We start from the raw sequence: 26,473 nt of genomic DNA, 5'->3' as shown, positions 1-26,473 counted from the left end.
CATCCGTCCCACTGGTCAGGCAAAGGCAAGCAGCTTACTTGCCAATCGCCTGCAAACGCTCGAACGTTTCGGGCGACCACGGCATATCCTTGCCTTTCAGCAAGGGCTGAACAATGTCCATGAACGGCTGGCGGTCCACATCATGAACCTTCACACCCTGATCCTTGAACCACTGAACCAGGGAAGCTTCCTGATCGCGGACTTCTTTGGTGGCCGATGCCGAGGCATCGCGCAGAATGCTGATAATGATCTTGCGGTCGGCATCATCGATATTGTCATAGGTGGTGCCTGACATAAGGGTGGTCAGGGTGGCAATGGTATGACCGGTCAGGCTGATGTCGCTTTGTACTTCATAAAACTGGCCCGCCTTGATGGTTGGCAGCGGGTTTTCCTGGGCATCAACAACGCCCTGCTGCAAGCCTAGATAAACCTCGGAGAAAGCCATTGGCGTGGGATTTGCACCAACTGCTTTGGGAAACAGGGTATAGGCCGGTGCGTTGGGAACACGAATTTTAAGGCCTTTCATATCCGCCGGCTTTAAAATCGGTTTATTGGCGGTGACCTGCCGGGTGCCATAATAGGTATGTGTGATCAGCACGTTGCCGGTGGCGTCCTGGTAACCTTTTGCCATTTCATCGCGCAGGTCGCTGTTCCAGAAGGCATCCCAATGTTCGTAGTTGCGAAAAACAAACGGATAATCGATCAGTCCAATTTCGGGGTAGCTTTGCGCCATAAAGGCCGGGCCGGTGTAAATCAGATCGACGGTGCCCAAAGACAGGCCTTCATTGATGGATTCTTCGTTGCCCAGCGAGGATGACGGAAAAACCTGCATTTCATAGCGGTCATCAGTTTTGGCTTTGATTTCTTCGGCGGCCTTAAGCAGGACTTTGTGATAAGGCGTTGATTCATCATAGACATGAGCGAACTTCAGAACCGTTGTCGCCTGTGCTGATGTCACAAGGCCAAAGGCAAGGGTTGCAGCAACCAGCGCCGAGGATGGAATTATTGCTTTGAATGACGAGAACATATTAGGGGTTTCCTCCCGAATGGTGATGTAGGTGATTGTATTATCATCATTATTGTTTTTGCCGCCTTCGGGCGGAAAGGCAGGATCACAACGTATTTTGCAAACCTGCCAGTCTTTATTTCGTTATAAGCCAGGGTGTGTCGTGAAATGGCCGGTTACAGAACCGCGCCGATTTTCCACGGCACAAATTCATTGTCGCCATAGCCGAAATCTTCGCTTTTGGTTTTGGTCCCTGACGCCGTATCGAGAATGGTATTGTAAATTTGCAGGCCCAGTTCTTCGTGGGTTTGCAAGCCGGTAATGACGGTGCCGCAATCGATGTCCATGTCTTCGGGCATGCGGGCAAACAGCGTGCTGCTTGATGCCAGCTTAAGCGACGGTGCCGGTTTTGCGCCAAAGCACGACCCGCGACCGGTGGTAAAGGCAATGATATTCGCCCCGCTGGCAACCTGGCCGGTGGCCGATACCGGGTCGTAACCGGGGCTATCCATATAGACCAGGCCGTGTTTGCGCACGGGGTAGGCATAGCCAATGGCATCGGAAACCGGTGCCCGGCCGGATTTGGCAACCGCACCTAACGATTTTTCCAAAATGGTGGTCAGGCCGCCCCGTTTGTTGCCCGGGGAAGGGTTGTTATCAAGGGTGGCATTGTTCTTTTCGGCGTAGTCTTTCCACCATTCGATCATTTCAGCAATGCGTGCGCCGGTTTGAGCGTCGGACCGTGCGATCAACAAATGTTCTGCGCCAAAAATTTCCGGGGTTTCCGACAGCAGGCTGGTGCCGCCAGCTGCAACCAGAAGGTCGCTGGCAACGCCAAGGGCCGGGTTGGCTGACAGACCGGAAAAACCATCAGACCCGCCACATTGCATACCCAAAACCAGTTCGGAAGCCGGGCAGGTTTCGCGCTGGTCCTGCGAGACGATTTTGGCAATACCATCGAGAATTTCGACAGCTTTGCGCACGGCTGATGACGACCCCGCGGCTGACTGGATGTTGAAGCTGGCATAGCGCGCCGCATGTTCCGGGTCTTCGATTTCACCATAGGCGCTAAGCTGGTTTACTTCGCAGCCCAGCCCAACCAGCAAAACACCGCCAAAATTGGCATGGTCGCGATACCCGGCAAGGGTACGCACCAGAATGTCATAGCCTTCGCCGTGATTGACCATGCCACACCCTTGGTCATGCACAATCGGGGCAAAACCATCAATTCCGGGGTATTTGGGCAGCAAAGTACGGGTGGCGGCCTCGGCAATGGCGCGGCATACCGTGGCCGAACAGTTTACCGTGGAAACAATGCCAATATAGTTGCGTGTGCCGACCCGGCCATTTTTACGGCGATATCCCATAAAGGTGTCGCGCGTCGGGCGGGGCAGGGTTGGTGTGTCGGCTTTACCGGCACCCAGACGGGCATCGCCCATTGCCAGATTATGGCTATGGACCAGACAACCCGTTGCAATGTCGGCCGTTGCAACACCAATGACCTGACCGTATTTAACAATCTGGTCGCCAAGTTTGATATCGCACGCGGCAAATTTGTGCCCCGCGCCAATGTCTTCGGCAGTGGTAATGCCAGGTGTCGATACGTCGCCCGCCAGCAAGGGCAAAAGGGCGATCAGGACGTTATCGGTTTCGTGTAATCGAAGGGCGTTAATCTTCATGGTGCGGGAACCTTGTTGATCATGGCGGCAAGGGTCGGTTTTTTTGTTGTGTCACCGTGGCTGTGGGCCCAGTGGATAAACCCTTGAATGCGGCGTTCTACTTTTTGGCGATGGTTCTGGGCAATATCGGCAAGGCGGTGGTCCAGGAACGGATTAAGAAACCGGTCAAGTGTGGTTGCCAGATAGCTTCGTGCGGTTTCTTCCATGCCCGCAGCCGTGAAACCGGGGATCACTTCATTTTCATAAAGTGTTTGCAGGGCATTGAAGGTTTCGGCGTCACCTAGAAACTTTACGACCGATAAATCGGGATCACTGCCTTTGCGCTGCCAGCGTTCAGCCAGCCATGTATGGCCCAGATTTAGAATAAACAGCTTGAGGGCTTCGATATTATCAAGCGTTTCAACCAGTTCTATGGATGGATGCAGGCAGGGTAAAACAAGGCCTTGCTGGTGTTCCACGGCCCACAGGGCATAGGGTTCACATATCGCACCAGCAGGTTCAATTGGTTCGGACACAATTCGGTCGACCAGCGAGTTGGCCCAGATAACCCGGTGTTCCAGCCAGTCCAGAAAGTTACTGTCATCATTGGCGGCTAACGCCAAAATGCAGGACCGTAAAACAGCACCGTTCCCCGGAATTAATTCCATAGGCATAATTGTGATCGGGCGGCCATGTGCAAGAAACCGTTCCCGCAACAATAGTCGTAATTTGGCCGGGAACGACATTTGCTGGTTAAATTCGGCATCGCTATCGGCTGGTTGCGGGGCGTAACCGGCATCGCCGGTATTTGAAACGATGTATTCCGCCTCATTCACAATGATTGCGCTAATTTTGGGCCAGTCCGTGGCCGTTGATAACGCGCGCGTGACAGAACGTACTTTTTGTTGGCGTTCAACCACATCGCCGTTTTCAAGTCCCCGGATATGGACCGGGTATCCTTCATCAGCGGCCAGTGCGGCAAGGCGATTACTTCGGCTGGCGTCCCCACTTGATTGTACGACAGTAATGGGGCCAATTGCCTGGCCATTTTGCAGGGCTTCATCGACGAACAGGTCAAAATGGGCCTGCAAAAACCGGCTGGTGCCAAACTGAACAATGGGGGTAGGGAATTTAGCCGACATGAAGGATGGCTTTCACAATATCTTCGCGGTTATGAACCCATGCTGATAATTGTTCTACACCCTGATCAAACGAAGCCTCATGAGTATTTAACAAATCAACCGGTACGTCCCCGGCACGCATATGGAACATGACTTTTTCGAAGTCTTCCTTAAGGGCGTTGCGGCTGCCCATCATGGTGGTTTCGCGTTTGTGAAATTCAGGGTCATCAATGCAAAGTTCACCCTTGACCACACCGACCAGCACCAGAGTGCCCCCGTGGGCAAGGTCGTTAATAGCGACATTCATGGCATGAATATTACCTGTGGCATCAAAAACTGTTTCAAAACCGTCAACAGGTAACCGGGCGCTGGCATCGTTAACCAGAACCCCTTTTGCGCCTTTTATCATGGCGCATGCGCGGTCAAGGCGGCTTTGACTGGTATCGCGAAGGGTTATTTCGGCCCCGGCAAGGCTGGCAAACAGGGCGGTGCCAATGCCAATCGGGCCCGCACCAACAATCAATGCCTGTGTCCCTGCCTGAATGCGTGAACGGCTTACGGCATGGGCGCCGATTGCCAGAAACTCAACCATCGCGGCGTCACGTGCAGTAAGGCCGGTGGCGGGGTAAAGGTTCGTCTCCGGAACGCAAATCTGGTCACACATGCCGCCATCGCCATGTACACCCAATACCGATATGGATGTGCAGCAGTTTGGTTTGCCAATGCGGCAGGCATGACATGTGCCACAGGTGATATAGGGATTGACGACGACCAGATCTCCGACCGCAATATCGCCGTTCGATGATGCGTCAAGTGCTGTCCCAGACAGTTCGTGGCCCATGACGCGGGGATATTGCAGGAACGGATGCAAACCTTCCATGATGTGATAGTCGGTCCCGCAAATGCCGATGCTGCGAATGGCAACCCGAATATGCCCCGGTTTTGCCTGGGGTCGGGGCGCCGTGCCGCTGGCAAGGGTGCCGGGTTTTACGCATACGATTGTCTTCATCACGGTCATGGCTGTTTCCCTGGTTAAAGTATTTCGGGTCTACACTGCCCAAATTGTATTTTCTACATAAAAAACAAGATGCATTTGCCGTCAACTGTTTTTTATGAATAAAATACTATCAGCGTGCGCAAGATACGTGACAAAGCGATTGCCTTTAAGGAAAACAGCGGGCATTTTCAGTTCAAACGTGCGGGGAAACGGAAAAGACGTGGCAAAAACCAACAGGACATACAAGGAAACCTATAACGCCTGCCTCGACTATATTCTTTCACTTGGGGCCGAGGCGTGCTTGCCGCCCGAAAAGGAAATGGCGGCCAAATGGTCAATTAGCCGCAGTACGGTTCGTGCGGTTCTGGACCACCTTGCCGAGGAAAAAATTATCCATTGGAAGGGGCGCGAGAAAACGGTTTTGCGTTTACCAGCCAAGGCTGATTATTTTCAGGCCAGCGAAACCCGCCCAACGGCTGATTTGATTGAGCCGGCCTTCATGCAATATATTGTCGGCGGGGATCTGGCGCCTGGGACTGTGTTGCGTGAAAGTGAACTTGCAAAAAATTTCGGGGTGAGTGCTTCATCGGTGCGGGAATATCTGATTCGATTTTCCCGCTTTGGTCTGATCGAGAAAAAACCCAATCGTTATTGGGTCTTAAATGGCTTTACCCGTGATTTTGCCATGGAACTTTTTGACGTACGCGAGATGTTCGAGCTGCGGGCCTTTGATACATTTGTTCAATTGCCCCGCGACCATGAAAGCTGGAAAAAACTGGCAGCACTGGGCGATGAACACCGATACCTTCAAGAAGACATTGACGGACGTTACATGCAGTTTCCCCGGTTGGATGACCGTTTCCATCGCCTGATCATTTCGACATTTCACAACCGCTTTGCGGACGATTTTTATGATCTGGTCGCGTTGATTTTCCATTACCATTATCGCTGGAACAAGACCGGCGAAAAAGAACGTAATGCCGATGCCGTTGAAGAACACCTCATGGTGATTGACGCGCTGGGGGTAGGCGATTTTGATGTGGGCCGGATCCGGTTTCGGGAGCATCTTCAAACTGCCCGGCGAACACTTCTGGCATCTGTAAGCTGGGATTAGCCTGCTGGACTGCATGCCTGGTCCGGCCTGTATAGCCCTGTTTGCAGGAAAATGTTTTTAATCCATACAAAACATTTGACAAGCGCCGAGGGCTGACTAAAAATGTCTTTTAACGATAAAAAACAATCAATCCAGGGTATGGCGTCTATCTTTATACGTTTTTGGCAACTGTATTGGCCGTGCTTGTTATTTTGGCGTTTTGCCAGTTAACAGGCGGCTTAATTTTTGCCCGTCTCCCGGTTTGGTTGGTTTGTAAAAACGGCTGTCTTGCCCGCCACGGATTGCTGGTGGTCCGACAGTTTGTCAGGTCGATAATTATAATCGGGAGAAATACGTCGTGACTTCTGAAAGAACCACGGAGCAATCGCCACCGCCGCGTGCCCGTTCGCCATTTTTGTTCTGGATGAATATGACAGGCGATGAGCGCAAGGATCTGGTGCAGAAATTTGCCGCCCTTTTCAGTCTTGTGGTTCTCATTATTGCGTTTTCCCTGACCAGCAACGCCTTCTTTTCGCTTGGCAATGCGATGACGGTATCATTGCAAACCACATCGATTGCCTTTTTGGGGATTGGCGTCACGGTTGTGATCCTGACGGGCGGTATTGATCTTAGTGTGGGGTCGGTACTGGCTTTATCCGGCACGGTGGCTGGTTTGCTGGTCAAGGCTGGTTGGCCGGTTTATGCCGGTATGGGCGCTGGTGTGCTGGTGGGAACATTATGCGGCATTATCAATGGTCTGGTTGTTACCCGCCTTAAGCTGGCGCCGTTCATTGCTACACTGGGGATGATGATGATTGCCCGTGGTGTTGCCCTGCAACTTACCGGGGCGGCGCCTGTATCGCAATTGGGCGAAGCCTTTGGTGAACTGGGTAACGGGTCGTTCTTCCGGATGCTCGAAAAAGGGGCTAATGGACTGCCGCACATGATTTTCCCCGGGGTGCCCTATCCGGTTGTTCTTATGGTCATAATGGCAATTATCGTTGCTTTTGTTTTACGCCGTTTGTCGATTGGGCGGCATATTTATGCCGTTGGCTCTAACGAGGAAGCCTCCCGTCTGGCCGGTGTTAATGTAAATGGCACCAAGATGTTCGCCTATGCCACATCAGGTTTTCTTGCGGGTATTACCGGTATTATTTTGATGTCACGCCTGGTGACGGCCCAGCCTAATGAAGGCGTAATGTACGAGCTTGATGCCATTGCTGCTGCTGTTATTGGCGGTACGTCGTTAATGGGTGGTGTCGGCACAATTTCGGGCACCATGATTGGCGCCTTTGTCATTGGTATCTTGCGTAATGGTTTGAATATGAACGGTGTTTCGTCGTTCATTCAACAAATAATCATCGGTTGCGTGATTATCGGAACTGTTTATGTCGACCACCTGCGCAATCGCCGGTGATCGTTTCTTGCGAAGTTCGACCAATTAAAAATCAAATCAGTGGAGGAAAAAGTCATGAAGAAGTTACTTTTGGGGGCGGCTGTTGCATTGGTGGGCATGACCAGCCTGGCCGCAGCGCAAAGCAATGAAATTGCGGTGATTGTTAAAACCACCAGCTCCAACTATTGGCAGAATGTGCATAAAGGTGCGCAAAGTGCCATTGCCAAACTTGACGGCTATGAAATGTCCTTTCAGGGCCCGGCAACGGAATCTGCGGTGGCAGACGAAGTTAACATGGTACAAAACGCCATTAACCGTCAGGTGGCGGGTATTGTGCTGGCTCCTTCTGATCCTGACGCCCTGGTTCCGTCGGTTAAAAAGGCATATGAAAGCGGTATTCCGGTGGTGATCGTTGATTCATCGCTGTCCGATGCGGGCAAGGAATATTATCAGGCATTTTTATCGACAGATAACCGCAAGGCGGGTGAGCTGTGTGCACAGAAAATGATCGAAAAGGTTGGTAAAACCGGCAAAATCGCGATCATGTCCTATGTTGCGGGTGTTGGCTCGGAAATTGGCCGTGTAGGCGGCTTTACCGATTATATCAAAGCCAATTCCGATCTGGAGATTGTTGGGCCGTTTTATTCGGAATCCCAAATGGCCAAGGCCCTGAACCAGACAACCGATGTGCTGGCCTCCAACCCGGATCTCAAAGGTATTTTCGGGGCCAATGAACCCACTGCAATCGGGATGGGCCGTGCCATTGTGCAGGCAGGGAAAAAAGGTCAGCTTGTTGCCATTGGCTTTGATGGTAACGAAGACTTGCAAGGTTTTGTTCGCGACGGAACGCTGGATGCAATTGCGGTTCAGGGGTCGTATCAGATGGGCGAAAAAGGCATTGAAACCATTGCGACCCTGTTAAAGGGCGAAAAGGTTGAAAGTTTCATCAATACCGGTGTTGTTCTTGTAACCAAGGACAATATTGACGCCGACGAAGCCCAGAACGTTCTGTACTAAATTTGCCAGAACCAGATGTTGCGGGATGAATTTCCGCAACATCTCTGCTGCCCAATGTTGGAGAAAATCGGATGAATGCCCAAAGCCCTGTTGTTGAAATGAACAACATCATCAAACGTTTTGGCGGAATTCACGCTGTCGAAGATGTGTCGTTAAACCTGTATCCGGGCGAGGTTGTCGGGGTGCTGGGGCACAATGGCGCGGGCAAATCCTGTTTGATGAAAATTCTGTCCGGCGCAATGGGCTATGACGGCGGTGAAATTAAAATTCAGGGCGATGCTGTTGAAATGTCCAGCCCGATCGATGCCCGCCATTGTGGTATTGAAACCATTTATCAAACCCTGGCATTGGCAGATCATCTTAATGCCCCGGCCAACCTTTTTCTGGGGCGAGAGCTTAAAACCCGGTTCGGCATGCTCGACGATCGCAAGATGGAAGAAGAAACCAGCAAGGCGTTGCGCAGTCTTAACCCGAATTTTAAAAACATTACCGAAGCCGTCATGAATATGTCGGGCGGACAACGTCAGGTTATCGCCATTGCCCGGGCGATTTATTTTAATGCCCGCATTGTCATTATGGACGAACCTACTGCCGCCCTCGGCCCGTCGGAAACGGCGATGGTGGCCGAACTGATCGAAAAGCTGCGCGAAAGAGGCATCGGCATTTTTCTGATCAGCCACGATATGGACGATGTATGCGAGTTATGCGACCGTATTGTGGTGATGAAAAATGGCCGAAAAGTCGGCGAACATCAGGTAGGCGAGGTAAATAAAGACGATATTCTAAGTCTGATTATCAAGGGCGAATTGCCCGATAACTGGGTGCCGCGTAATCGGACAACAGTGTGACAGGCTGATCAGCGCCAATTGTGCGAAACAAGGGGTGATTGTAAAACCCAATCACGGAAATTTCGAAATGGCGTCCCAAAGGGCGCCATTTTTACATTTGTCGAATATCTTCAGTGGTGAAAGTACCTTGAAGATTTATTTTATAATGATTTTCTATTATTAGCGCAGGCTGATATTTTATAAATGTCTGATTTTGTCAGAATTTTTGTTTCTTTTTACTTTTCAATTTTTACTAAAAAGCGCCTAGTGATGGCAAGAAGGATGGTTGACGCGGGTGTCTCGCAAAACTGTCTGTTTTTGCTATTTGGGGGCAATTTTCATGACAAATCGGTTTTCGGCCGTCCGCTGGCAGCTTTTACTGGGTGTATCAACGGCGGCAATGGGCATTTTGCCTTTAATGACAGCACCGGCTAGCGCTGTTCCCGGTTGTGTTGCCTTATCAGGCGGAGAGACGATCTCGGACTCCCGGACTTGTGCCATATGGAACGGCGGGAATGTTGTTGTTACGGTGGACGGGACGCTGTCCGGTTCTTCCCCGGCTTTAACTGTTGTGTCTGGTGATACCGTCGGAACATTTACCAATAATGGTTTGTTATCAGGATCAACTGGTGCAATTTTCAACTCTGGGTCAATTTCTGCTATATCGAATAACGGCAAAATCACGACGACATCGTCGTCGGCAATTTTCAATAATACTTCAATTGGGACGATAATAAACAGCGGAACAATATCGTCATCGACTAATGTAGTAATTAGTAATTATGGTACAATAAACACAATATCGAACAGCGGAACAATTGTAGCTCCAAATAGCTTTGCAATTATTAATCAGGCCGGAAGGCAGATCGATTTAATCGAAAATTCTAATATTATCTCCGGTACGGCTGGGATCCATAACGAGGGTACTATTGGGCGAATAACAAATAGCGGTACTATCGTGGGTACCGGAAACTATGCCATTTATAATAAATCCGGCGCGGACATGACCATTGTCAATTCCGGGAAAATCGCCGGTAACATTGGATATGATAATACCATCGTCGGATCAATTACGCCTGGGGCTTTCTCTATCGCTGGCGGCGAGGACGATGCTCATTATGGGGTATTGACTGGCAAAACAGGCAGCACCAATGCCGATAACATCGGCAATATCGTTCATGCTTTTGCGGATTTGCATTTAACAAGTGGTTATTTGCTGCTCAACGATAATATCAATGTTGGTGCCCATACGGTTGTTAATAGTGGAGCAACCCTTAAACTGGTGAATGGTTTGTCCATTACTGGTAACTATACACAAACCGGTGGCGGGCTAGTGGTGCAGGCGGCGTCTTCGTCTGAATTTGGGTCATTGGCTGTTTCAGGTAATGCCGCGATCAGCAATACCACGCTTGTGATGTCGGGCAACAATTTGTCGGTGGGCGATACTTACACCATTGTTGGGGCGGGCGGTACCGGGACATACGCGATTTCGACAGCCTCGGTTGTCGGCACTTCGGGGCTCGGGGCGACCACCGCAACCGCGGGTAAGGATCTTGTTGTAACAATCACCAAGCAGTCTGGCGGGGGGTATCAAGTGATTGGTGCGCCCACAGGGAGTGTAGGTTCATCCTTTGGTGCGACACTGGACCAGATCAATAACAGTTCGTCGCCGCAGGCGGTTGCCTTCCAGAACAACGTTTTGGCAGCAATCAATAGCTTGCCGACCAGCCAGCAGGGATCGGCGATTAAAAAGCTGGCCCCGGCCAGTGCCGCCAATAATGTGCAGGTTCTTAATCAGGCCAGTACGGTTATTCAGGGTGCCGTGCAAGGCCATCAGGATTTGGCAATGGCGGGTGCCGCTGGCGATGGAACAACCGGTGTTGCTGCCGGGGGTGATACCAAATACAGCACGCTTTGGGGTCAGGTTCTGGGCGGATCGGCGCATCTGGAAGGCAATTCCGACCAGGATGGCTTTAGCAGCAAAAGCTTTGGTTTAACCACCGGGTTTGATCATTTTGTAACGCCGGACCTGTTGGCGGGGGCCGCTGTTAGCTGGTTGCGCAGCTGGACCGATGGCAGCAATGATTCCAGCGGATCATCGAACAGGACTGATAGCTATCAGGTGACCCTGTATGGCAGTTGGCGGCAGGATCGTTTAACAGTTGATGGTCAGGTGGGTGCCGGCTGGAACCATTTTGACCAGAAACGCCAGATCGACTTTTTGGGCAGCACGGCGAGCGCGGATTATGATGGCCAGCAATATTCGGCCAGCAGCCGGGTGGGCTATGACTTTGCCCTGGGCGATAGCACAACCGTAACGCCGTTTGCTGGACTGCGCTGGATTCATGCGCGGAACGATGCCTATGACGAAACCGGTGCCGGGTCGGCGAATAATTCGGTCGATAGTCTGAATACCGATAGCGTGACCCATGAAATCGGGGCGAAGGCGGCGTGGCAGTTTGATACCGGCCTTGGCATGGTGTCGCCGGAAGTTTCAGCGGCCTGGGTACATGATTATACCAGCAGTGCGATTGACACGACGGGTCGGATTGGTGGCACGGCCTTTTCGGTGCAAAGCGAACGCCTGCCATCTGATGGTGCGCGGATTGGTGTTGCAATCGGGCTTGATACGTTGGAGGGGGCGCGTTTGCGGGTTGAATATGACGGTGAATTGCGGTCAGGCTATCAAAGCCAGACGGGAACCGTACGTGCCGCCTGGGACTTTTAGGGTCGTATGATTTAATAAAACGGCGGCCCTGGTTTTGGGCTGCCGTTTTTGCTTGAACATTTTCTGGCTATCGCGAAGTGTTGCATGGGGTGGGAATAATTTGCAGTTTCACGCCGCCATTTTATCAACATTGCCAAAATACAAGGTTGCTCGATGACGAAACGAACAAAAACAAAAGCAAAGTCGTCTGCCTCAACAGGTGCATCGGGTGATTTGACCGTTCCTCAGGCCATCGAACGCGCTTATGCGCACTGGAATGCCGGGCAAGCCCAGCAGGCAGAAGTTTTTGCGCGCCGTGTTTTGGCTGTGTCACCGGCACAGATTGAATGTCTTCATTTGCTGGGCTTGATTGCTCATGCTTATGACAAGATGGATATGGCACTGGATTATATGCGTCAGGCTTGCGGGTTTTCCTATTCTCCGGGGGGCTATTTTAGCAATTATGCAGAAATGTGCCGTCAAAACAGATTGTTGGGCGAGGCCGAAAAGGCCGCTCGGACTGCTGTTGAACGTGCGCCGGAAATGGTTGGTGCATGGAATAATCTGGGGATTATTTTACAGGAATCCGGGAAACTTGAGGAAAGTATTACATGCCTGAGGCGGGTTGTGGCATTGGAGCCAGAGAACCCGGAGGCTTGCAATAATCTGGCCAATACATTGTTACTGACGGCAAACTTTGATGAGGCACAGCGTTTTTATGAAATGGCGCTGGCGCTTCATCCCCGATACGCTGAGGCGAACAGCAACCTGGCAAATCTTTTGATGAAGCAGGGTAAGTTTGACGCGGCAGAGACATATGCCCAGCGTGCCATTGACGTTAATCCTCAACTTGTTACGGCATATCTTAATCTTGTGGAGATCGCCATCGAGCGTCAGCAGTTTGACCGTGCGATGCAGCGTCTTGATGCCTTGCTTCGGTTTGCGCCCGAAGACCCCTCGGCATTGGCAGCACGGGCCACCGTGTTGCATCGCCGGGGAGATTCCGACAATGCATTACGTGCTGCGATGGCAGCGGTAAAGTTTGCACCGGAAAGTGCCAGTGCCCACAATATATTGGGCAAAACGCAACAGGCACTTAACCGTTTTGAGGATGCAAGGAAATCTTTTGCGCGGGCTCAGGCGCTGCCGGGGCTTGAACGAAATAATGCGCGTATCAACCTGGCTGAAATGTATGCCGCGCAAAATGACAAATCGGCTGCCGTTGCAATTTTGACTGAGGTTGTGGCGGATGACCCCGCACACGTTTTGGCTTGGGGGCAGTTGGCTGATATCAAAAAATTCAGTGTTGGAGATCCTCAACTTGAAGCACTGAAACATCTCTACGCCGAGAATATTTCGCGTTTTGGGCTTATCGATCGGATGGTGTTGTGCTTTGCATTGGGCAAAGCATTTCTTGATGTTGGTGATGGAGAAAATGCTTTTCGCTATCTTGCGGAAGGAAATGCACTAAAACGCGAAACCTTTGATTACGATGGTGGGCAAACCAGTCGATGGTTGCAATCGATTTCCAGCCGGTTTTCGCAAGAATGGTTAAAGGAACGCGCAGGCCGGGGAGACCCTTCCGCCATGCCGGTTTTTGTGGTGGGAATGCCGCGTTCGGGCACGACCCTGATTGAGCAGATCCTGGGGGCGCATCCGGATATTTATCCTGCTGGTGAATTGCGCAATATCAGTACCATTATTGCCAAAAATGATGCTGCAATGTCGCAAGGTAATGGCGCGGGAATGGAAGACCTGGCGGGAATGGCCGGGCAATATTTGGCATCGGTCATCTCCATGGCGGAAGGCCGACCCCATGTGGTGGATAAAATGCCAGCCAATTTTTTACATGTGGGCATGATACATGCAATGTTTCCCAATGCGCGGATCATTCATTGCAGGCGCGACCCGATTGACACGTGCCTGTCATGCTATAGCAAGTTGTTCGCGGCCGAACAGTCATTTTCCTATGATCTGGCGGAGCTGGGCCAGTTTTACCTTGCATATCGCGATTTGATGGCACATTGGCGTAATGTTTTACCCGGTGATCGATTTATTGACGTTGATTACGAAGCCGTTGTTGCCAATTGCGCAGTTGAGGCACGGCGACTAACCGATTTTATCGGGGTTCCCTGGAATGAAGCTTGCCTGGCGTTTCATCAATCAAGGCGCCCGGTCCGCACAGCAAGCGTTAATCAGGTACGTGAACCGTTATATACAACCTCTGTCGGGCGTTGGCGGCCTTACGCCAAACATTTATCACCATTGCTTGCTGCATTTGGCATGGATGAATAGCTATTTGTACAGCTTACCAGCCGGGAATTGTTTTTAGTTCCGGGCGGATGCTTAATTGCTGCCAGTTTTGCGCCCAGCAACAGAAATGGTCAAACCGGGGCACTTCAATGTGTGATACCGGAGTGTTTGCGGGTAATTTTGCCATAAAGGCACGGGTGACCGCGGGCCCAACGGTTGTGTCTTCGACGCCTGAAAAATGAACCTGGGGAAGGTTTCCCAGCCGGGCGGCGAAATCGGCTGGATCAAGCGAGCCCGTAAGGGATGAAACCCCCGCGCGGTCAGTCCAGTACCGGGTGTCGAGGTTGGCTGCAACTGTAACAATGCCTGCTATATCATTGCGTTGGGCTGCCAGTAATGTTGCCAGGGCCCCACCGCCGGAATAGCCGACGATAACAAGTTTCCGGGTGCCGAGTTTGTTTTTGAAAAGGTTTAGGGCCGTGTTAAGGCTTGCGACAATTTCCGGTGCATAGCGTTTAACTGTCCAGTAGGGGCGCGCGCAATTACGGCCATGATCGGGCATGACATATTGGCATGGCCGTGCGAGATACAGCACGGGTCCCTGGTGGGGATCGGCGATTGCCATGCGCAATGCAACAGGGTTATCCGGTGTAGGATTGGTTGATGCGCGGTTGGGTGTAATATAGGCAAGCCCATCGCCTTCCAGATAGACAAACAGGGTTTGACTTTGCCCTGTGTTTTTCCAGGATGCGGCAATATCAAATTCACCGGACGGTACAACGCCAGATGACCAACCCGCTTTGGCAACCAGTTGGTCGCGCAAGGCGTCGCGTTGGGGGACGGTGCTACAGGCAGCAAGACCCCACAGGGCAATGACCAGTAAAAAAATGTGTGCGAGCCTCATGATCGCAATTTCGCCAGTTCGGTTGCCATGTTTTGTACGACACCGGACCAATCGCCAGAGGCCGACTGACGAAACAGTTTCACACTGGGATACCATGGCGTGTCATCACGATCGAGCAGCCAGCGCCAGTCGGGGACAAAAGGCAGCATGACCCATGCGGGGCGTCCCAATGCCCCTGCCAGATGGATTGGTGAACTGTCGACAGAAATCAGAAGGTCGATGACGTTAAAAATGGCGGCTGTATCCTCGAAATCAGAGATTTCGGGACCAAGATTAATCAGGTTCATACCCTCTGGCGGGGTATTGGCATCGTTGGCACGGTCACCTTTTTGAACGGACAGGAATGTTATGCCATCCATGCCAAGCGGGGCCAGTTTTTCCAGCGACATGGATCGTGCGGCATCATTGAAATGGGTTGGTCGCCCTGCCCAGACCAGCGCAACCAGCGGGCGAGGAAGCGTTGCAAGCCGTTTTTGCCATTTGCGAATGCGTCGGGGGTCGGCGGTAATATAGGGTATCTGCCCGGGTAGATCGGCCAGTGTCAGATCGGTAACCTCTGGCAAGGTCATCATTTGGCAATGCATGTCAAAAGCTGGTGGAAGTTCGCCTTGTCGAACAATTTGATCGATCCCGGACATGCGTTTGGCAAAGCCTTCCTGTTCCTGGCGAATTTGCAGAACTATTTTGGCCTGGCTACGCTGTTTTACCCACGGCACCATGCGTAAAAACTGGAACGTATCGCCAAATCCCTGTTCGTCATGAATCAATAAGGTTTTATCGCGAATAACCCGGCCATCCCATAAGGGTTTTTGAACCTTGCGGTCCAGAATTTTGGTATGATCCAGGCTGTAGCGGTATTGATATTCTCGCCAGCCGCGTTTGAAATCTCCGATCAGGAGCAAAACTTCAGACAGATCAAATCGCAAATCCAGATTGCCAGGTGCATGCTGCACCAGCATGTCAAGAATTTCCAGTGCTTCATGCACCTTGCCCTGTCGGCGCAATGTTGCAACCAGCAGCCGCCAGATATGCAATTGTCCGCCATTTGTCAGCAAGGCGCGGGTAAGGGTTTCGGCTTTGACGAAATTGTTGGCGGCAAGTGCGGCGCGGGCTTCTGCCTCGGCCTGTTCCGGAGTTAAGCTGTTCATCGGGAATGCGGCTTTGCCATTATTGTTCGATATGTTCCGTGGTGAGGGCAATCATCGGACGTCTTGTTTATGGATAATTGCCCTGTCGCGTTCATAACTGTGTGATAGACGTTCTATTCTACACCTTGATACCACAGAGTTTACATCGGAATAGAGCAAAAGACGGTATGTGCTTTTGTATTTTGAACCCGTTTCGTGCGTTTACTTGAATTTTCCGATGCCGGGAGGGTCATTCTGATCATGGTGATGCATTAAGCCTGAGTGTGCGTGACGTAATGTTGTTTTTGTGTGGGAAAATACACTTACTTCAAGCATAGGCGGACGATTGACAATGTGGCATTCGGTGCGCGCCAGCCCTCACAGGGCCGAGTTAATTCCACTTTGCGACGTCTGGCGCAATTCCGGCACGGCCAACTCATTGCCGGGTATTTGTTGTGAGCGGCGGGTAATGCCGGGCCGATATGGGGGCAGGGCCTGACATTGCTGTTGGCGATGGCGATTTCGCCGATTTTAAATAATGTCACTACCGTGACTGTGCTGGCCTGCTGATTTGTATCGTGGTGTTTGTGCTTACCACGCTGAGGTTACCAGTTGTTTTCCGTTTTGTTCCCGGATTTCCAACTTCTTCACGATTTTCGTTTAATCGGTAATCGTTTTTTATGATTTAATTATTTGATAATATTAATTTTATCTATTTTGTGAGCGAATAATGGCAAAGCTTGGGTGATGTCATAAAAAGGCCACCCGGCTGGCGGTTATGCCGGGTGGCTAGAAGGTCAGGCTGACTCTGTAAGAAAGACTTACTTTTTTTGCAGCTTCGCCTGTTCAAGTGACCAGTATTCCATATCAAACAGATCAGCCTCGTTGATGGGCTGGAATGTGCCAATCTTTTCGGCAGCATTAATGATGCGGGCGGTTTGTTCGCCCAGATCACCGGCAATGGCTGCGGCTTTTGCATCCTTGCCCAAACCCACCAGCCCGATATTTCTGATCATGACAATACGGGGCCAAGGGTCCAGCTGCACTTTTGGCTCGCTGGCATTGGGTGCATTGCGATTGAAATAGGCACTGTATTTTCCCTGATAATCATCAATTGCGGCCAAAATGGTACTTTCATCCGCATCGGCATCAATAATCATGGGAAATGGTTTAATCCGGATAACATGGTCCGGTGTGGCTGTGCCGCGTTGGGCAATTTTTTCAAGCTCCGGGTTTTCCAGATAAGCCCGGATCGACGGGGTGCTGCGAAAGTCCAGTGCGATGTTGGCGGCAAATGGTGACGCCCCTTTTTGCAGGGCTGCGGCCAACCGGGCTTCAATCGCCGGGGCCAGGGTGGTATCGGAAATTTCGGGGCCGGGCAGGGCAATACCTTTGGCGGCAATGTATTCTTCGGCCTCGGTAACAAAATCAATCATGCGATCATATGATTGTTTTGCTGTCGCCCCAAAGGTAAATAAACCGTGGTTTTTAAGCCACAATCCCTGACAGTTCGGGAACTGGTCAAACAGGTCGGCCCCGGCGATGGACAAATCATAACCCGGCATCACATAGGGCAAAAATGCCAACCGGTCGCCGTAAATCTCGCGCATGATCTGTTCGGAATTTTCCTGATCGGCCAGCACCAGCACGGCGGTGGAATGGGTATGATCCACAAATGTGTCGGGCAGGTAGGCATGCAACAATGCCTCGACCGACGGGTTCGGCGCATCGGCATCCAGCAAATTGCGACGCAGCAAGGAAACCATTTCCGGGTCCGTCAATTTGCCGGCATGGCGGGCATCGTAAAGCGGCTGCAGATATACGCCGGGCAGACCCGGTGCCTCGATGGTTTCAAGGTCCCAGCCACTGCCTTTGACATGGAGGATCCGGGTGCCATCGTCCTGTGTGATCTTGACCGATGTATTGCCACCTCCGTGCAATACAAGGTCGGGCACCTGCCCGATAATGCGGGATGTGTAAACCCGTAGTCCAAGATCGGCGGGTTGGCCCTGTTTTACGGCCTGATCGATATAAAATTGGGCGTCCTGATCATTCCAAAGGTTTTTCATGGGCCGTTTCCGTTAATTGAAGACAAAAAATAATCTGACAAACAAATAAGGTGGCGCGACACCGAGGGAGGGCGGTGCCGCGCCATGATTTCCGGGTTTGGAAATCAGAAATCAAAATCGTCGATATTGTCCTTGGTGAAGACGGTACGTTGCGGCAGCAAAATGATCCCGTTGCCATCCGCTTCATAGTCGTAGCCCTGAACGCTGTTTGGCGAAACTTCGACGGTGCCGATGCCCGGAATGTCGAGTTTGTCGCCAACATTCATCGGGCCGTCTTTAAGAACATGATCAGCAACATAAACTGCGATCTTGCCCTGCTGGGTTACATCCCACAGGCCAAAACGTTCCACTGTGCCGCGTTTGACATAGGGGCGCATGACGTTCGGGGTGCTGAACCCGACAATGGCAACCTTGCCCGCACGATCCAGGTTTTCAGCTGCCTGTGCCGATGCCGGAAGGGCATTTGCATCCGGGGCGATAATGGCATCCAGATCCGGATAGGCCTTCAGGATGCTTTCCGCAGTTTGAAGCGATTTTTGCGCATCATTATAACCATACTGGGTGGTAACAATTTCCCAACCCGGATGTTCTTTGGCAATTTTGGCCTTGGCGGCATTGGCCCAGGCGTTCTGGTCAGTTACCGTCGGGCTGGAATAGAAAAAGGCAACCTTGGCTTTTTCTTTTTTAATGCCGTCATTTGCCATATCGACCAAAAGGCCGCCCAGTTGTTCCGGGGTGCCCTGATTGACATAATAGCTGCGGCATTCAGGTTTAACATCGCTGTCCCAGGTCATGACCAGAACATCGCGCTTCATGGCGCGCTGCAATGCCGGGCAGAGGCCATCGGGCGAAACGGATGACAGGATCAGCGCATTGTAACCCTGATTGACGAAGTTGTTCACAAACTGCACCTGGCCGGAAACACTGGGTTCGGTCGGGCCGTCATAGGTGACTTTTTCGTTCAGTTCCTTGCCGGCCTCCAATGCGCCGTTACCGCCGCTGGTGAAAAAGCCAACCCCGACAAGTTTCGGGATAAAGGCAATCTGGTTTTCAGCAAGGGCAGGCGATGCTGCGGCAAGGATCGACCCCGTGACCGCTGCAGCGATAGTCCATTTAAAGTGACGTCCAAACATGTCGTTCCTCCTCACGATGCTGCGCGTTTCCGGTTCGTCGCCATTATTCGCGCAGCGACAAAGCTGGTAAGCACTGCGCTTCCGTGGCGCAATGCTACCGCAACCACCAGCAACGCACCTGAGAGCGCGCTGGAAATTTGACTGGGAACCCCGCTCATTTGCAGGCCCTGCTGCAAATAACCAATGACCAGTGTGGCCATAAGGGTGCCGATAATGGATCCTTGTCCGCCGTAAATGGATGCCCCGCCCAAAACGGCGGCGGTAATGGCAGGCAACAATGTTGCCGTACCCAGGTCTACCCGGGCAGACCCGAAATAGGCGGACAACACCAGCCCTGCGACACCGGCGAAAACACCGGTCATCACATAGGTGATGGTTTGAATGGTGCGAATGGGAAGTCCGCTATAGCGGGCGGCATGTTCGCTTAGTCCGCATAAAAACACTGCCCGGCCAAAACGGGAAAAATGCAGGATCACGAACAGGATGACGGCCTCAACCAGCAACACCACAAACGGTGCGGGCAGACTTGCGACTTCCAGATAGGCAAAGCTGGTAAAGCTGTCGGGGAAGTTGCCAATGCCTTCGTATCCTCCCGCGCCGACCACACCGGAAAGAACCGTTGCTGCTCCGCTAAACAGATAAAGACTGCCAAGGGTGACCACCAAAGGCTGAATACGGGATAAATGGATCATGCTGGCATTAAACAGCCCCGCAACGGCCCCGGCACCAAGGGCGGCGGCAATACACAGCGACAGCGGCAGCCCAAAGAAGTTGGCAATACCAAAAATGATCGCGCACAGACCAACAGTCGATGCAAACGATACATCAATGCCCCCGGCGATGATCACGATGGTCAGCGGTAAGGCGACAATGCCAATCTGGGCAAAGTCACTGGTACTGTAAAGCAGGTTCGAGAGGTTTAAAAACCGCGGGTTAATGGCGCCGAAAATTGCGAATTCGGCCACAAGCATGGCAAACAACGCCATTTCCCAGCGCAGAAAAATACGTTTCATTGGGTGTTCTCCTGCGCGGTGGGGGCTGTGGCCGGTTTTGTTGCCGGTTTTGCGGGGGGAACTGTTGTCTGGTTCGGTGTGTGGACAGCATAGCGTTTGGCGCGGATGGCTTTTTCAACCGCGATCCTTACGCGACCGTCAAGCAGCAACACCAGCAGCAACACGGCACCGGCAATAAAATCGTTCCAGAAGGCCGGGATTTTCAAAAAGACCAGGGCGCTATCGATTGAGGTCATAAAGATAACCCCGACAAAAACACCTGGAACCGACCCGCTGCCGCCCAACAGGCTGACGCCACCCAACACATTTGCCGCGATCGCCTTAAGTTCAACGCCATTACCGGCCTGATTGGGGATAAATCCGATTTGGGCGGCAAAAATAATACCGGCAAGGGCCGCCAGAACACCCGCGGCAACAAAGGCGCTGATTTGCACCAGATTAACCCGAATGCCCAAATGTCGTGCTGCTTCGCGATTGTCACCAACCGCATAAAAATAGCGACCAAAACGGGTATGGCGGGTAATTGCCCATACTCCGGCAAGAGCAATTATGACAGCCACTGTCAGAACCGAAATTCCGATGCTGCCATTCTCAGCCAGAAATTTAAGTGATTGGGGTAGTTCCTCGATCCATTTGCCGCCGGTCAGGATCAGCATGATGCCCCGAAACAGGCCCAATGTCCCCAATGTTGCAATAATGGAGGGCACACTGAAAAACGTGACCAATATACCGTTAAACAGACCAGCCAAAGCACCGGAGATCAGGCAAACAATGATGGCGGGAACCAGCCCGACATCGTTGTTTAACAGCAAACCCAGAATAACGGCGCTTAGACCCAGTACCGAGCCGCTCGATACATCAATATTTCGCGTCAGAATGACCAGCATGGTGCCCAATGCCACGGTCATCAGAACTAGGCTGTTGGACATGATAACCGATGCGGTCGAAAGCGAAAGGTAACCAGGGGCCGCCATGCCGATCAGAATAAAGGTCAGAACGGTAACGCCAAAAAGGGTCGCAACACGGTTACGGGCGAAAAAATCAAGCATGGCTTGCCGCTCCGGATTCAAAGGCTAAATGGGCAATGGCATCGACATTGATGGCATGGCTTGAAAGCTCGCCGCATTGATGCCCGTGCGCCATCACAACAACACGGTTCGCAAGCTGTTCAATTTCGTCAAAATCCGACGAAATCAGCAACACGCCCATCCCCTTGTCGGCTAGTTGATGAATAAGACGGTAAATATCGTTGCGGGCCGCAACATCTACCCCGCGTGTTGGTTCATCCAGAATAAGAACCCGCGGGTTTGCAGCCAGACATTTGGCCAACAGAACTTTTTGCTGGTTCCCGCCTGAAAGGCGCCCGGCGGATTGGCCGGGGCCTTCGCACTTTATACCAAGCGCATCGCGAAATTCCGAAAATTCGCCTGTTTCCCGTCGTGATCTGGGGAAAAAACCCAGCCGGTGCATCGTATAGCCCGACATGTTCCACGCCAGCGATGCTTCCAGAAACAGGCCGTTTTGCTGGCGATCTTCGGGCAGGTAAACAAGGCCGGCATCGACACAATGACGCGGTGACCGTTTGGTAAGCTCCTGCCCCAACAACCGAACAGTGCCATCATTTGCCGGGCGTAGGCCAAACAGGGTCTCTGCCAGTTCCGACCTCCCGGCTCCAACGACACCTGCAAGCCCGACAATTTCGCCCGCATGTACGGTAAAGGAAATATCGCGAAATCCTTCGCCACTAAAATGATCAAGTTCCAGAACGCAAGCGTCACTGGTGAAATCCTTGTGGTTTTGCCGGCTTTGGGATGTGGTAATCTGGCTGGTACCAGCAGTTTTTGTCATCGCTTCGACAATTTGCTGGTCGTTATATTCTTCCAGCGTGCCGTAAAGAACGATGGCACCGTCGCGTAATACGCTGATAACGTCGCAAATTTCACGAATTTCGCGCAATTTGTGCGAAATAAAGAAAATGCCAACCCCCTGGGATTGCAATTGCCGAACCCGATCAAACAGGGCATTGGCTTCGTGCGGGGTAAGTGCTGATGTTGGTTCGTCCAAAATCAAAACTCGCGCCTTGCGTATCAGCCCGCGTAAAATTTCAACAATCTGTCGGTCGGCAATCTCAAGGGTTGCGGCCTGGGCATCCAGATCAAGTTTTACGGCAAGTTCCGCCACCAGTTTTTCAACATCGTTACGCAGGGATTTGGCTGTAGCGCGCAGGCCAAGGCATATGTTTTCCAAAACAGACTGGTTCGGTAAAATATGGGCTTCTTGCGGAACCAGATAAAGCCCCAGTGCCTGTGCCGCTGCCGGGGAGGCATTGTTCAGGGTTTGGCCGTTGATTTCGATGCTGCCTGATTCCGGGTTAACCAGACCGGCAATTGATTTCATCAATGTTGATTTGCCAGCACCATTGCCGCCTAACAAGGCATGAACCTGTCCAGGTAGCAGGGTAATATCAACCCCTTTTAAAACCGTTGTCCCGCCATATGATTTCCATATGTCGTTTACGCGGACGGCTGCGACGTCGTTATTGTTCCGTTCCATCCCTGCAACCTGTTCATTTGTTCTTATGTAAAACATGTGATCACATTGATGGATTGACGTCAACCTGATTTATGGGGAGTGTTTATTGTGCAATGCGGTAATTTTTGACTAATTTGTTGAATTTTTGCCAGTTTTCACAAGAAAAAGAATTTTGAAATTGGAACAGTTGACGTGATCATTTGTTTAATGAATAATCAAATGAACAAATAACATGAAGCTGGGATGACGTTTATGGTGTCAGATAACACAGACTGGAGCTATGCTGATGCGGAAGAGGAAACTCTCACCCGCATCGCATGGTATTATTATAATGACGGTCTGACCCAGGGCGAAATTGGCGAGAAGCTGGGGCTTTCACGGATCAAGGTTTCGCGTCTGCTTGAAAGTGGTCGGCGCACCGGAATCATTCAGGTGCGCATTAATTCCCGTCATCAGGGATGCCTCGAATATGAGCAACGTCTGCAAGGTCGCTGGGGTTTGCGCGAAGTGCGTGTGGTGCCTCATCTCGAGGATGGTGATCTTAGCGAGCGGCTGGGGCAGGCTGCGGCACAGTTTTTAATGCAACGCTTGCGCCCCGACGATTTGTTGGCGGTGGGCTGGGGGGCGACAGTCAGTCATACTATTCAGCGGCTTGGTCATATGGCCAATGAACGAAATGTTTCTCTGGTCAGCCTGACCGGCGGTGTCGCCACGTATGTTGATGGTATGCGTACGGCAAACTGGGGCAGCAGTGTCCATCTGGTGCCAGCACCTCTTGTCGTGTCCGATCAAAATGTCGCGTCTGCCCTTATGGCGGAGCCCGGCATTGCCGTTGTTCTGGAGATGGCGCTAAACGCGGCTTATCAGCTGGTTGGTATTGGCGAACTGAATGCCGATTCCACTGTTGTACGCAGTGGTTATATCACCCCGGGCGAGGTCGAACCGCTGCGGCGCAAGGGTGCTGTGGGCGATATTCTCTGTCAGTTCTTTGATGACAATGGCGATGCGCTTGATCTTCCCCTTCATCAGCGTGTGGTAGGGGCACGGCTTAATGCGTTGTCAAGTTCGGAAAATGTTATCGCCGCGGCGGGCGGGCTGTCCAAGGTTCGCGCCATTCAATCGGCCCTTAAAGGCAAATATGTCGACATCCTGATTACGGATGAAAAGACGGCCGAGAAATTGTTGGAGGAAAACTAGAATATGGCAAAAGGCGATTATCTTTTAGCCATCGATGCCGGAACCGGCAGTGGTCGGGCTGTGGTGTTTGATCAGGACGGGCGGCAACTGGGCGCAACCCAGCGCGAGTGGTGGCATAAAAGCGACCCTCGTTATCCAGGTTCGATGGATTTTGATGTTGAAGGCAATTGGGCGCTTTTGTGCGACTGTATTAAAGGTGCGCTTGATCAGGCCGGTATTACGGGTGCTGATATTGCCGCAGTCAGCGCCACCAGTATGCGCGAGGCCTTTGTGGCATTTGATCGCGATGGCATGGAAATCTGGGCTTGCGCCAATGTTGATGGGCGTGCGGTCGATCAGGTTCGCCAGTTAAAGGCTGATTTTCCCGGTGTCGAGCAGGACCTGTATCGCAAGACCGGGCAAACGTTTGCCCTGGGGGCTTTGCCGCGTTTGTTGTGGCTCAAGCAGCAAATGCCCGATATTTACGACCGTATTGATAAAATCTGTATGCTGTCGGACTGGGTCGTTGCCCGCCTTTCAGGTGTGATTGTTTCTGATCCGTCCAATGCCGGTACCACGGGCATTTTTGGTTTGCGTGAACGCGACTGGCTGCCTTCTGCCATGTCCCGTTTGGGCTTGCGTGATGATATCTTTCCCCAATCCTGCGAAACAGGAACCGCCGTTGGCACCGTTATGCCAAAGGCCAGTGCTGAAACCGGCCTGTCAACGGATGTCGTTGTTGTTGTGGGCGGCGGCGATTGCCAAATGGGCACTGTCGGCCTCGGGGTTACCGGGCTTGGTGATTGCGCGGTTATGGGCGGTACTTTCTGGCAGCAAATTGTAAATGTGGGACCTGCATTAATTGATCCGGATATGAATGTGCGGATCAATCCCCACGTTATCGCGGGGCTTAATCAGGCCGAAGCGATCAGTTTCTTTGTTGGTGCCGTCATGCGCTGGTTTCGAGATACGTTTGGTCAGGAAGAACTGGCGCAGGTCAGCGATCCGGGGCAGGCCTATACGCTGCTGGAACAGAAATCTGCAAATGTGCCGCTGGGGGCGCATGGTGTTATTCCGGTCTTTTCCGATGTCATGCGCTATGGTGCCTGGTATCACGCGGCTCCATCGTTTCTAAATCTCAGTCTCGATCCTGAAAAATCAGGTAAGGCCGTAATGTTTCGCGCCTTGCAGGAAAATGCCTGTGTCGTGGCCGCACGCAATTTGCGGTCAATTTTTAATTTATCAGGTCAGACGCCCGATCATATTGTCTTTGCGGCCGGGGCGGCGAAAAGCTCGCACTGGGCGCAAATGCTGGCTGATGTTACCGGGCTTTGCGTGAAAACCCCGAAGGTAAAAGAAGCAACGGCGCTTGGTTGTGCGGCCGCTGCGGCAGTTGGTGGCGGGTTTTACAAAGATCTGGCTGGGCTGGGTCGTGAATGGGTGGTTTGGGATGGTGCCTTTGATCCCGATCCCGCTCTTAAATCCGATTATGATGCCATTGGCGATCGTTGGGCCGCTGCCTATGCTGCGCAGCTCTCTTTGGTCGATCAGGGTGTGACAACCTCAATGTGGAAAGCACCGGGGCTTTAGGTCTGATGGCTATCCCGTTTCCGTGTCTCTTATAAATTTTCATAACCACAGGAAAAACCATGCTCGTACAAATGGTTCATATCGATGTTAAAGAAGGCCATGTTGATGAATTCATCGAAGCCTTCCGGATCAATTACGAAGGATCGCGCAAGGAAGAAGGCAATTTGCGGTTTGATGTCCTGCGGGACCCGGAAAATCCTCATAAATTTACCATCTATGAAGTCTTCCGCGATGATGCCGCACTCGATATTCATCGGGGCACGGCACATTATAAGGAGTGTGTGCGCCTTATCGACCCTATTATTAACGGGCCGCGTACCAAAACGTTCTATAACGCTGAAATGGCTGACTATATATAGCCACTGCGTCTGTCTCTGTGCCGCTTTCGAAAAGCCTTTGCCTTTATCGGCAGGGGCTTTTTCTGTTTCACCCCGGCGAATCACCAGGTTTTCTTCTGGTACCGCACGGGTATTGAACGTGCTTTTTGGGCTTTGTATGCCTGTTTTGTATTCTCATTGCGGTCATTGGTTGCGATTTTGTTGGGTCAGTTGCGATTAGTCATTCTTTCAGTTTCGCAGTTTTCGGCGGTTTTTTTAAAAAAACGTCACAAACGTGATTTTTGTTTAAAAAAGGTGTTTACAGGTTAGCGATAGGTGCCTATAACCCGCCTCCACCGACGGGGTGCGGCGCTGGTAACTAGGGCGACGCGGACTGATCGGGGCGGGGATTTCCCCGGAGTTCTTTGACATTGTTGATCAGTAGGAAGGGATGCGCGGGCGGCGTTATGGCGCTACAGTCTGTGCATCCTGGAGACGACGGACCTTTTGGTTTGTTGGGGTTTTGGCCTCAATTGA

21 protein-coding genes are annotated in these 26,473 nt (G+C 51.8%); 10 read left to right on the top strand and 11 right to left on the bottom strand.

Features of this window, described 5'->3' with window-relative positions; all coding sequences use genetic code 11:
- Positions 1-34: 34 nt before the first annotated feature.
- The 4 genes from J4E05_RS22890 to J4E05_RS22875 all read right to left on the bottom strand — a co-directional run bounded on the left by J4E05_RS22890 (position 35) and on the right by J4E05_RS22875 (position 4,803).
- Positions 35-1,027, bottom strand: a complete 993-nt coding sequence (locus J4E05_RS22890; RefSeq protein ID WP_349600550.1) for a sialic acid TRAP transporter substrate-binding protein SiaP — start codon at positions 1,025-1,027, stop codon at positions 35-37.
- A gap of 155 nt (positions 1,028-1,182) precedes the next feature.
- Positions 1,183-2,685: a UxaA family hydrolase gene (locus J4E05_RS22885; protein ID WP_349600548.1), complete on the bottom strand. Its 1,503-nt coding sequence runs from the start codon at positions 2,683-2,685 to the stop codon at positions 1,183-1,185.
- Positions 2,682-3,806 carry a mannitol dehydrogenase family protein gene (locus J4E05_RS22880; protein ID WP_349600545.1) on the bottom strand — a complete coding sequence of 375 codons (1,125 nt, stop codon included), beginning with the start codon at positions 3,804-3,806 and terminating at the stop codon, positions 2,682-2,684. The genes J4E05_RS22885 and J4E05_RS22880 overlap by 4 nt, the downstream gene beginning before the upstream one ends.
- On the bottom strand, positions 3,796-4,803 hold the full coding sequence (locus J4E05_RS22875; RefSeq protein ID WP_349600542.1) for a zinc-binding alcohol dehydrogenase family protein: 1,008 nt from the start codon (positions 4,801-4,803) through the stop codon (positions 3,796-3,798). The genes J4E05_RS22880 and J4E05_RS22875 overlap by 11 nt, the downstream gene beginning before the upstream one ends.
- Before the next feature lie 199 nt (positions 4,804-5,002).
- Here J4E05_RS22875 and J4E05_RS22870 point away from each other — a divergent pair, with 199 nt between their 5' ends.
- The 7 genes from J4E05_RS22870 to J4E05_RS22840 all read left to right on the top strand — a co-directional run bounded on the left by J4E05_RS22870 (position 5,003) and on the right by J4E05_RS22840 (position 14,117).
- On the top strand, positions 5,003-5,896 hold the full coding sequence (locus tag J4E05_RS22870) for a GntR family transcriptional regulator (protein WP_349600540.1): 894 nt from the start codon (positions 5,003-5,005) through the stop codon (positions 5,894-5,896).
- A gap of 337 nt (positions 5,897-6,233) precedes the next feature.
- Positions 6,234-7,292, top strand: a complete 1,059-nt coding sequence (locus J4E05_RS22865) for an ABC transporter permease (protein ID WP_246833052.1) — start codon at positions 6,234-6,236, stop codon at positions 7,290-7,292.
- A 54-nt stretch (positions 7,293-7,346) separates the two neighbouring features.
- A complete protein-coding gene (locus tag J4E05_RS22860; protein WP_349600536.1) occupies positions 7,347-8,288 on the top strand; it encodes an ABC transporter substrate-binding protein in 942 nt (313 codons plus the stop codon).
- 71 nt (positions 8,289-8,359) lie between these two features.
- Positions 8,360-9,136 (top strand): ATP-binding cassette domain-containing protein, encoded by a 777-nt coding sequence (locus J4E05_RS22855; protein ID WP_349600533.1) that lies wholly within the window; start codon positions 8,360-8,362, stop codon positions 9,134-9,136.
- Positions 9,137-9,319: 183 nt separating this feature from the next.
- Entirely contained in the window at positions 9,320-9,550 is a 231-nt protein-coding gene (locus tag J4E05_RS22850; protein ID WP_349600530.1) for a hypothetical protein, read from the top strand.
- A 568-nt stretch (positions 9,551-10,118) separates the two neighbouring features.
- Positions 10,119-11,843, top strand: a complete 1,725-nt coding sequence (locus J4E05_RS22845) for an autotransporter family protein (protein WP_349600527.1) — start codon at positions 10,119-10,121, stop codon at positions 11,841-11,843.
- A gap of 153 nt (positions 11,844-11,996) precedes the next feature.
- The gene (locus J4E05_RS22840) at positions 11,997-14,117 is read left to right on the top strand and encodes a sulfotransferase (protein ID WP_349600524.1); all 2,121 of its coding nucleotides are present in this window, start codon (positions 11,997-11,999) and stop codon (positions 14,115-14,117) included.
- A gap of 13 nt (positions 14,118-14,130) precedes the next feature.
- Here the strand turns inward: J4E05_RS22840 and J4E05_RS22835 are convergent, their stop codons facing one another.
- The 7 genes from J4E05_RS22835 to lsrA form a co-directional block, all read right to left on the bottom strand.
- Positions 14,131-14,979, bottom strand: a complete 849-nt coding sequence (locus tag J4E05_RS22835) for an alpha/beta hydrolase (protein WP_349600522.1) — start codon at positions 14,977-14,979, stop codon at positions 14,131-14,133.
- Positions 14,976-16,127 carry a tetratricopeptide repeat protein gene (locus J4E05_RS22830; RefSeq protein WP_349600519.1) on the bottom strand — a complete coding sequence of 384 codons (1,152 nt, stop codon included), beginning with the start codon at positions 16,125-16,127 and terminating at the stop codon, positions 14,976-14,978. Before J4E05_RS22830 ends, J4E05_RS22835 begins: the two co-directional genes overlap by 4 nt.
- An 800-nt stretch (positions 16,128-16,927) precedes the next feature.
- Positions 16,928-18,175 carry a class II aldolase gene (locus J4E05_RS22825; protein ID WP_349600516.1) on the bottom strand — a complete coding sequence of 416 codons (1,248 nt, stop codon included), beginning with the start codon at positions 18,173-18,175 and terminating at the stop codon, positions 16,928-16,930.
- 104 nt (positions 18,176-18,279) lie between these two features.
- The gene (gene lsrB, locus J4E05_RS22820; protein ID WP_349600513.1) at positions 18,280-19,308 is read right to left on the bottom strand and encodes an autoinducer 2 ABC transporter substrate-binding protein LsrB; all 1,029 of its coding nucleotides are present in this window, start codon (positions 19,306-19,308) and stop codon (positions 18,280-18,282) included.
- 11 nt (positions 19,309-19,319) lie between these two features.
- Positions 19,320-20,321, bottom strand: a complete 1,002-nt coding sequence (locus J4E05_RS22815) for an ABC transporter permease subunit (protein ID WP_349600511.1) — start codon at positions 20,319-20,321, stop codon at positions 19,320-19,322.
- Positions 20,318-21,370, bottom strand: a complete 1,053-nt coding sequence (gene lsrC, locus J4E05_RS22810; protein WP_349600508.1) for an autoinducer 2 ABC transporter permease LsrC — start codon at positions 21,368-21,370, stop codon at positions 20,318-20,320. Before lsrC ends, J4E05_RS22815 begins: the two co-directional genes overlap by 4 nt.
- A complete protein-coding gene (gene lsrA / locus J4E05_RS22805) occupies positions 21,363-22,874 on the bottom strand; it encodes an autoinducer 2 ABC transporter ATP-binding protein LsrA (protein ID WP_349600505.1) in 1,512 nt (503 codons plus the stop codon). Before lsrA ends, lsrC begins: the two co-directional genes overlap by 8 nt.
- 231 nt (positions 22,875-23,105) lie before the next feature.
- On the opposite strand from lsrA, the gene J4E05_RS22800 reads away from it, so the two are divergent.
- Genes J4E05_RS22800 through J4E05_RS22790 form a run of 3 tightly spaced genes read left to right on the top strand, consistent with a single transcriptional unit; the run spans position 23,106 to position 25,978 of the window.
- Positions 23,106-24,050 (top strand): sugar-binding domain-containing protein, encoded by a 945-nt coding sequence (locus J4E05_RS22800; protein WP_349600502.1) that lies wholly within the window; start codon positions 23,106-23,108, stop codon positions 24,048-24,050.
- A gap of 3 nt (positions 24,051-24,053) precedes the next feature.
- Positions 24,054-25,619 carry an autoinducer-2 kinase gene (gene lsrK / locus J4E05_RS22795; protein WP_349600499.1) on the top strand — a complete coding sequence of 522 codons (1,566 nt, stop codon included), beginning with the start codon at positions 24,054-24,056 and terminating at the stop codon, positions 25,617-25,619.
- A gap of 59 nt (positions 25,620-25,678) precedes the next feature.
- Positions 25,679-25,978 (top strand): antibiotic biosynthesis monooxygenase, encoded by a 300-nt coding sequence (locus tag J4E05_RS22790; RefSeq protein ID WP_085595829.1) that lies wholly within the window; start codon positions 25,679-25,681, stop codon positions 25,976-25,978.
- Positions 25,979-26,473 lie beyond the last annotated feature (495 nt).

The organism is Thalassospira sp. NFXS8 (assembly GCF_040148805.1).
In the GTDB taxonomy this organism is placed as follows: Bacteria; Pseudomonadota; Alphaproteobacteria; order Rhodospirillales; family Thalassospiraceae; genus Thalassospira.
Note: the sequence above shows the minus strand (reverse complement) of the source record. Positions and strands in the feature narration are given on the sequence as shown.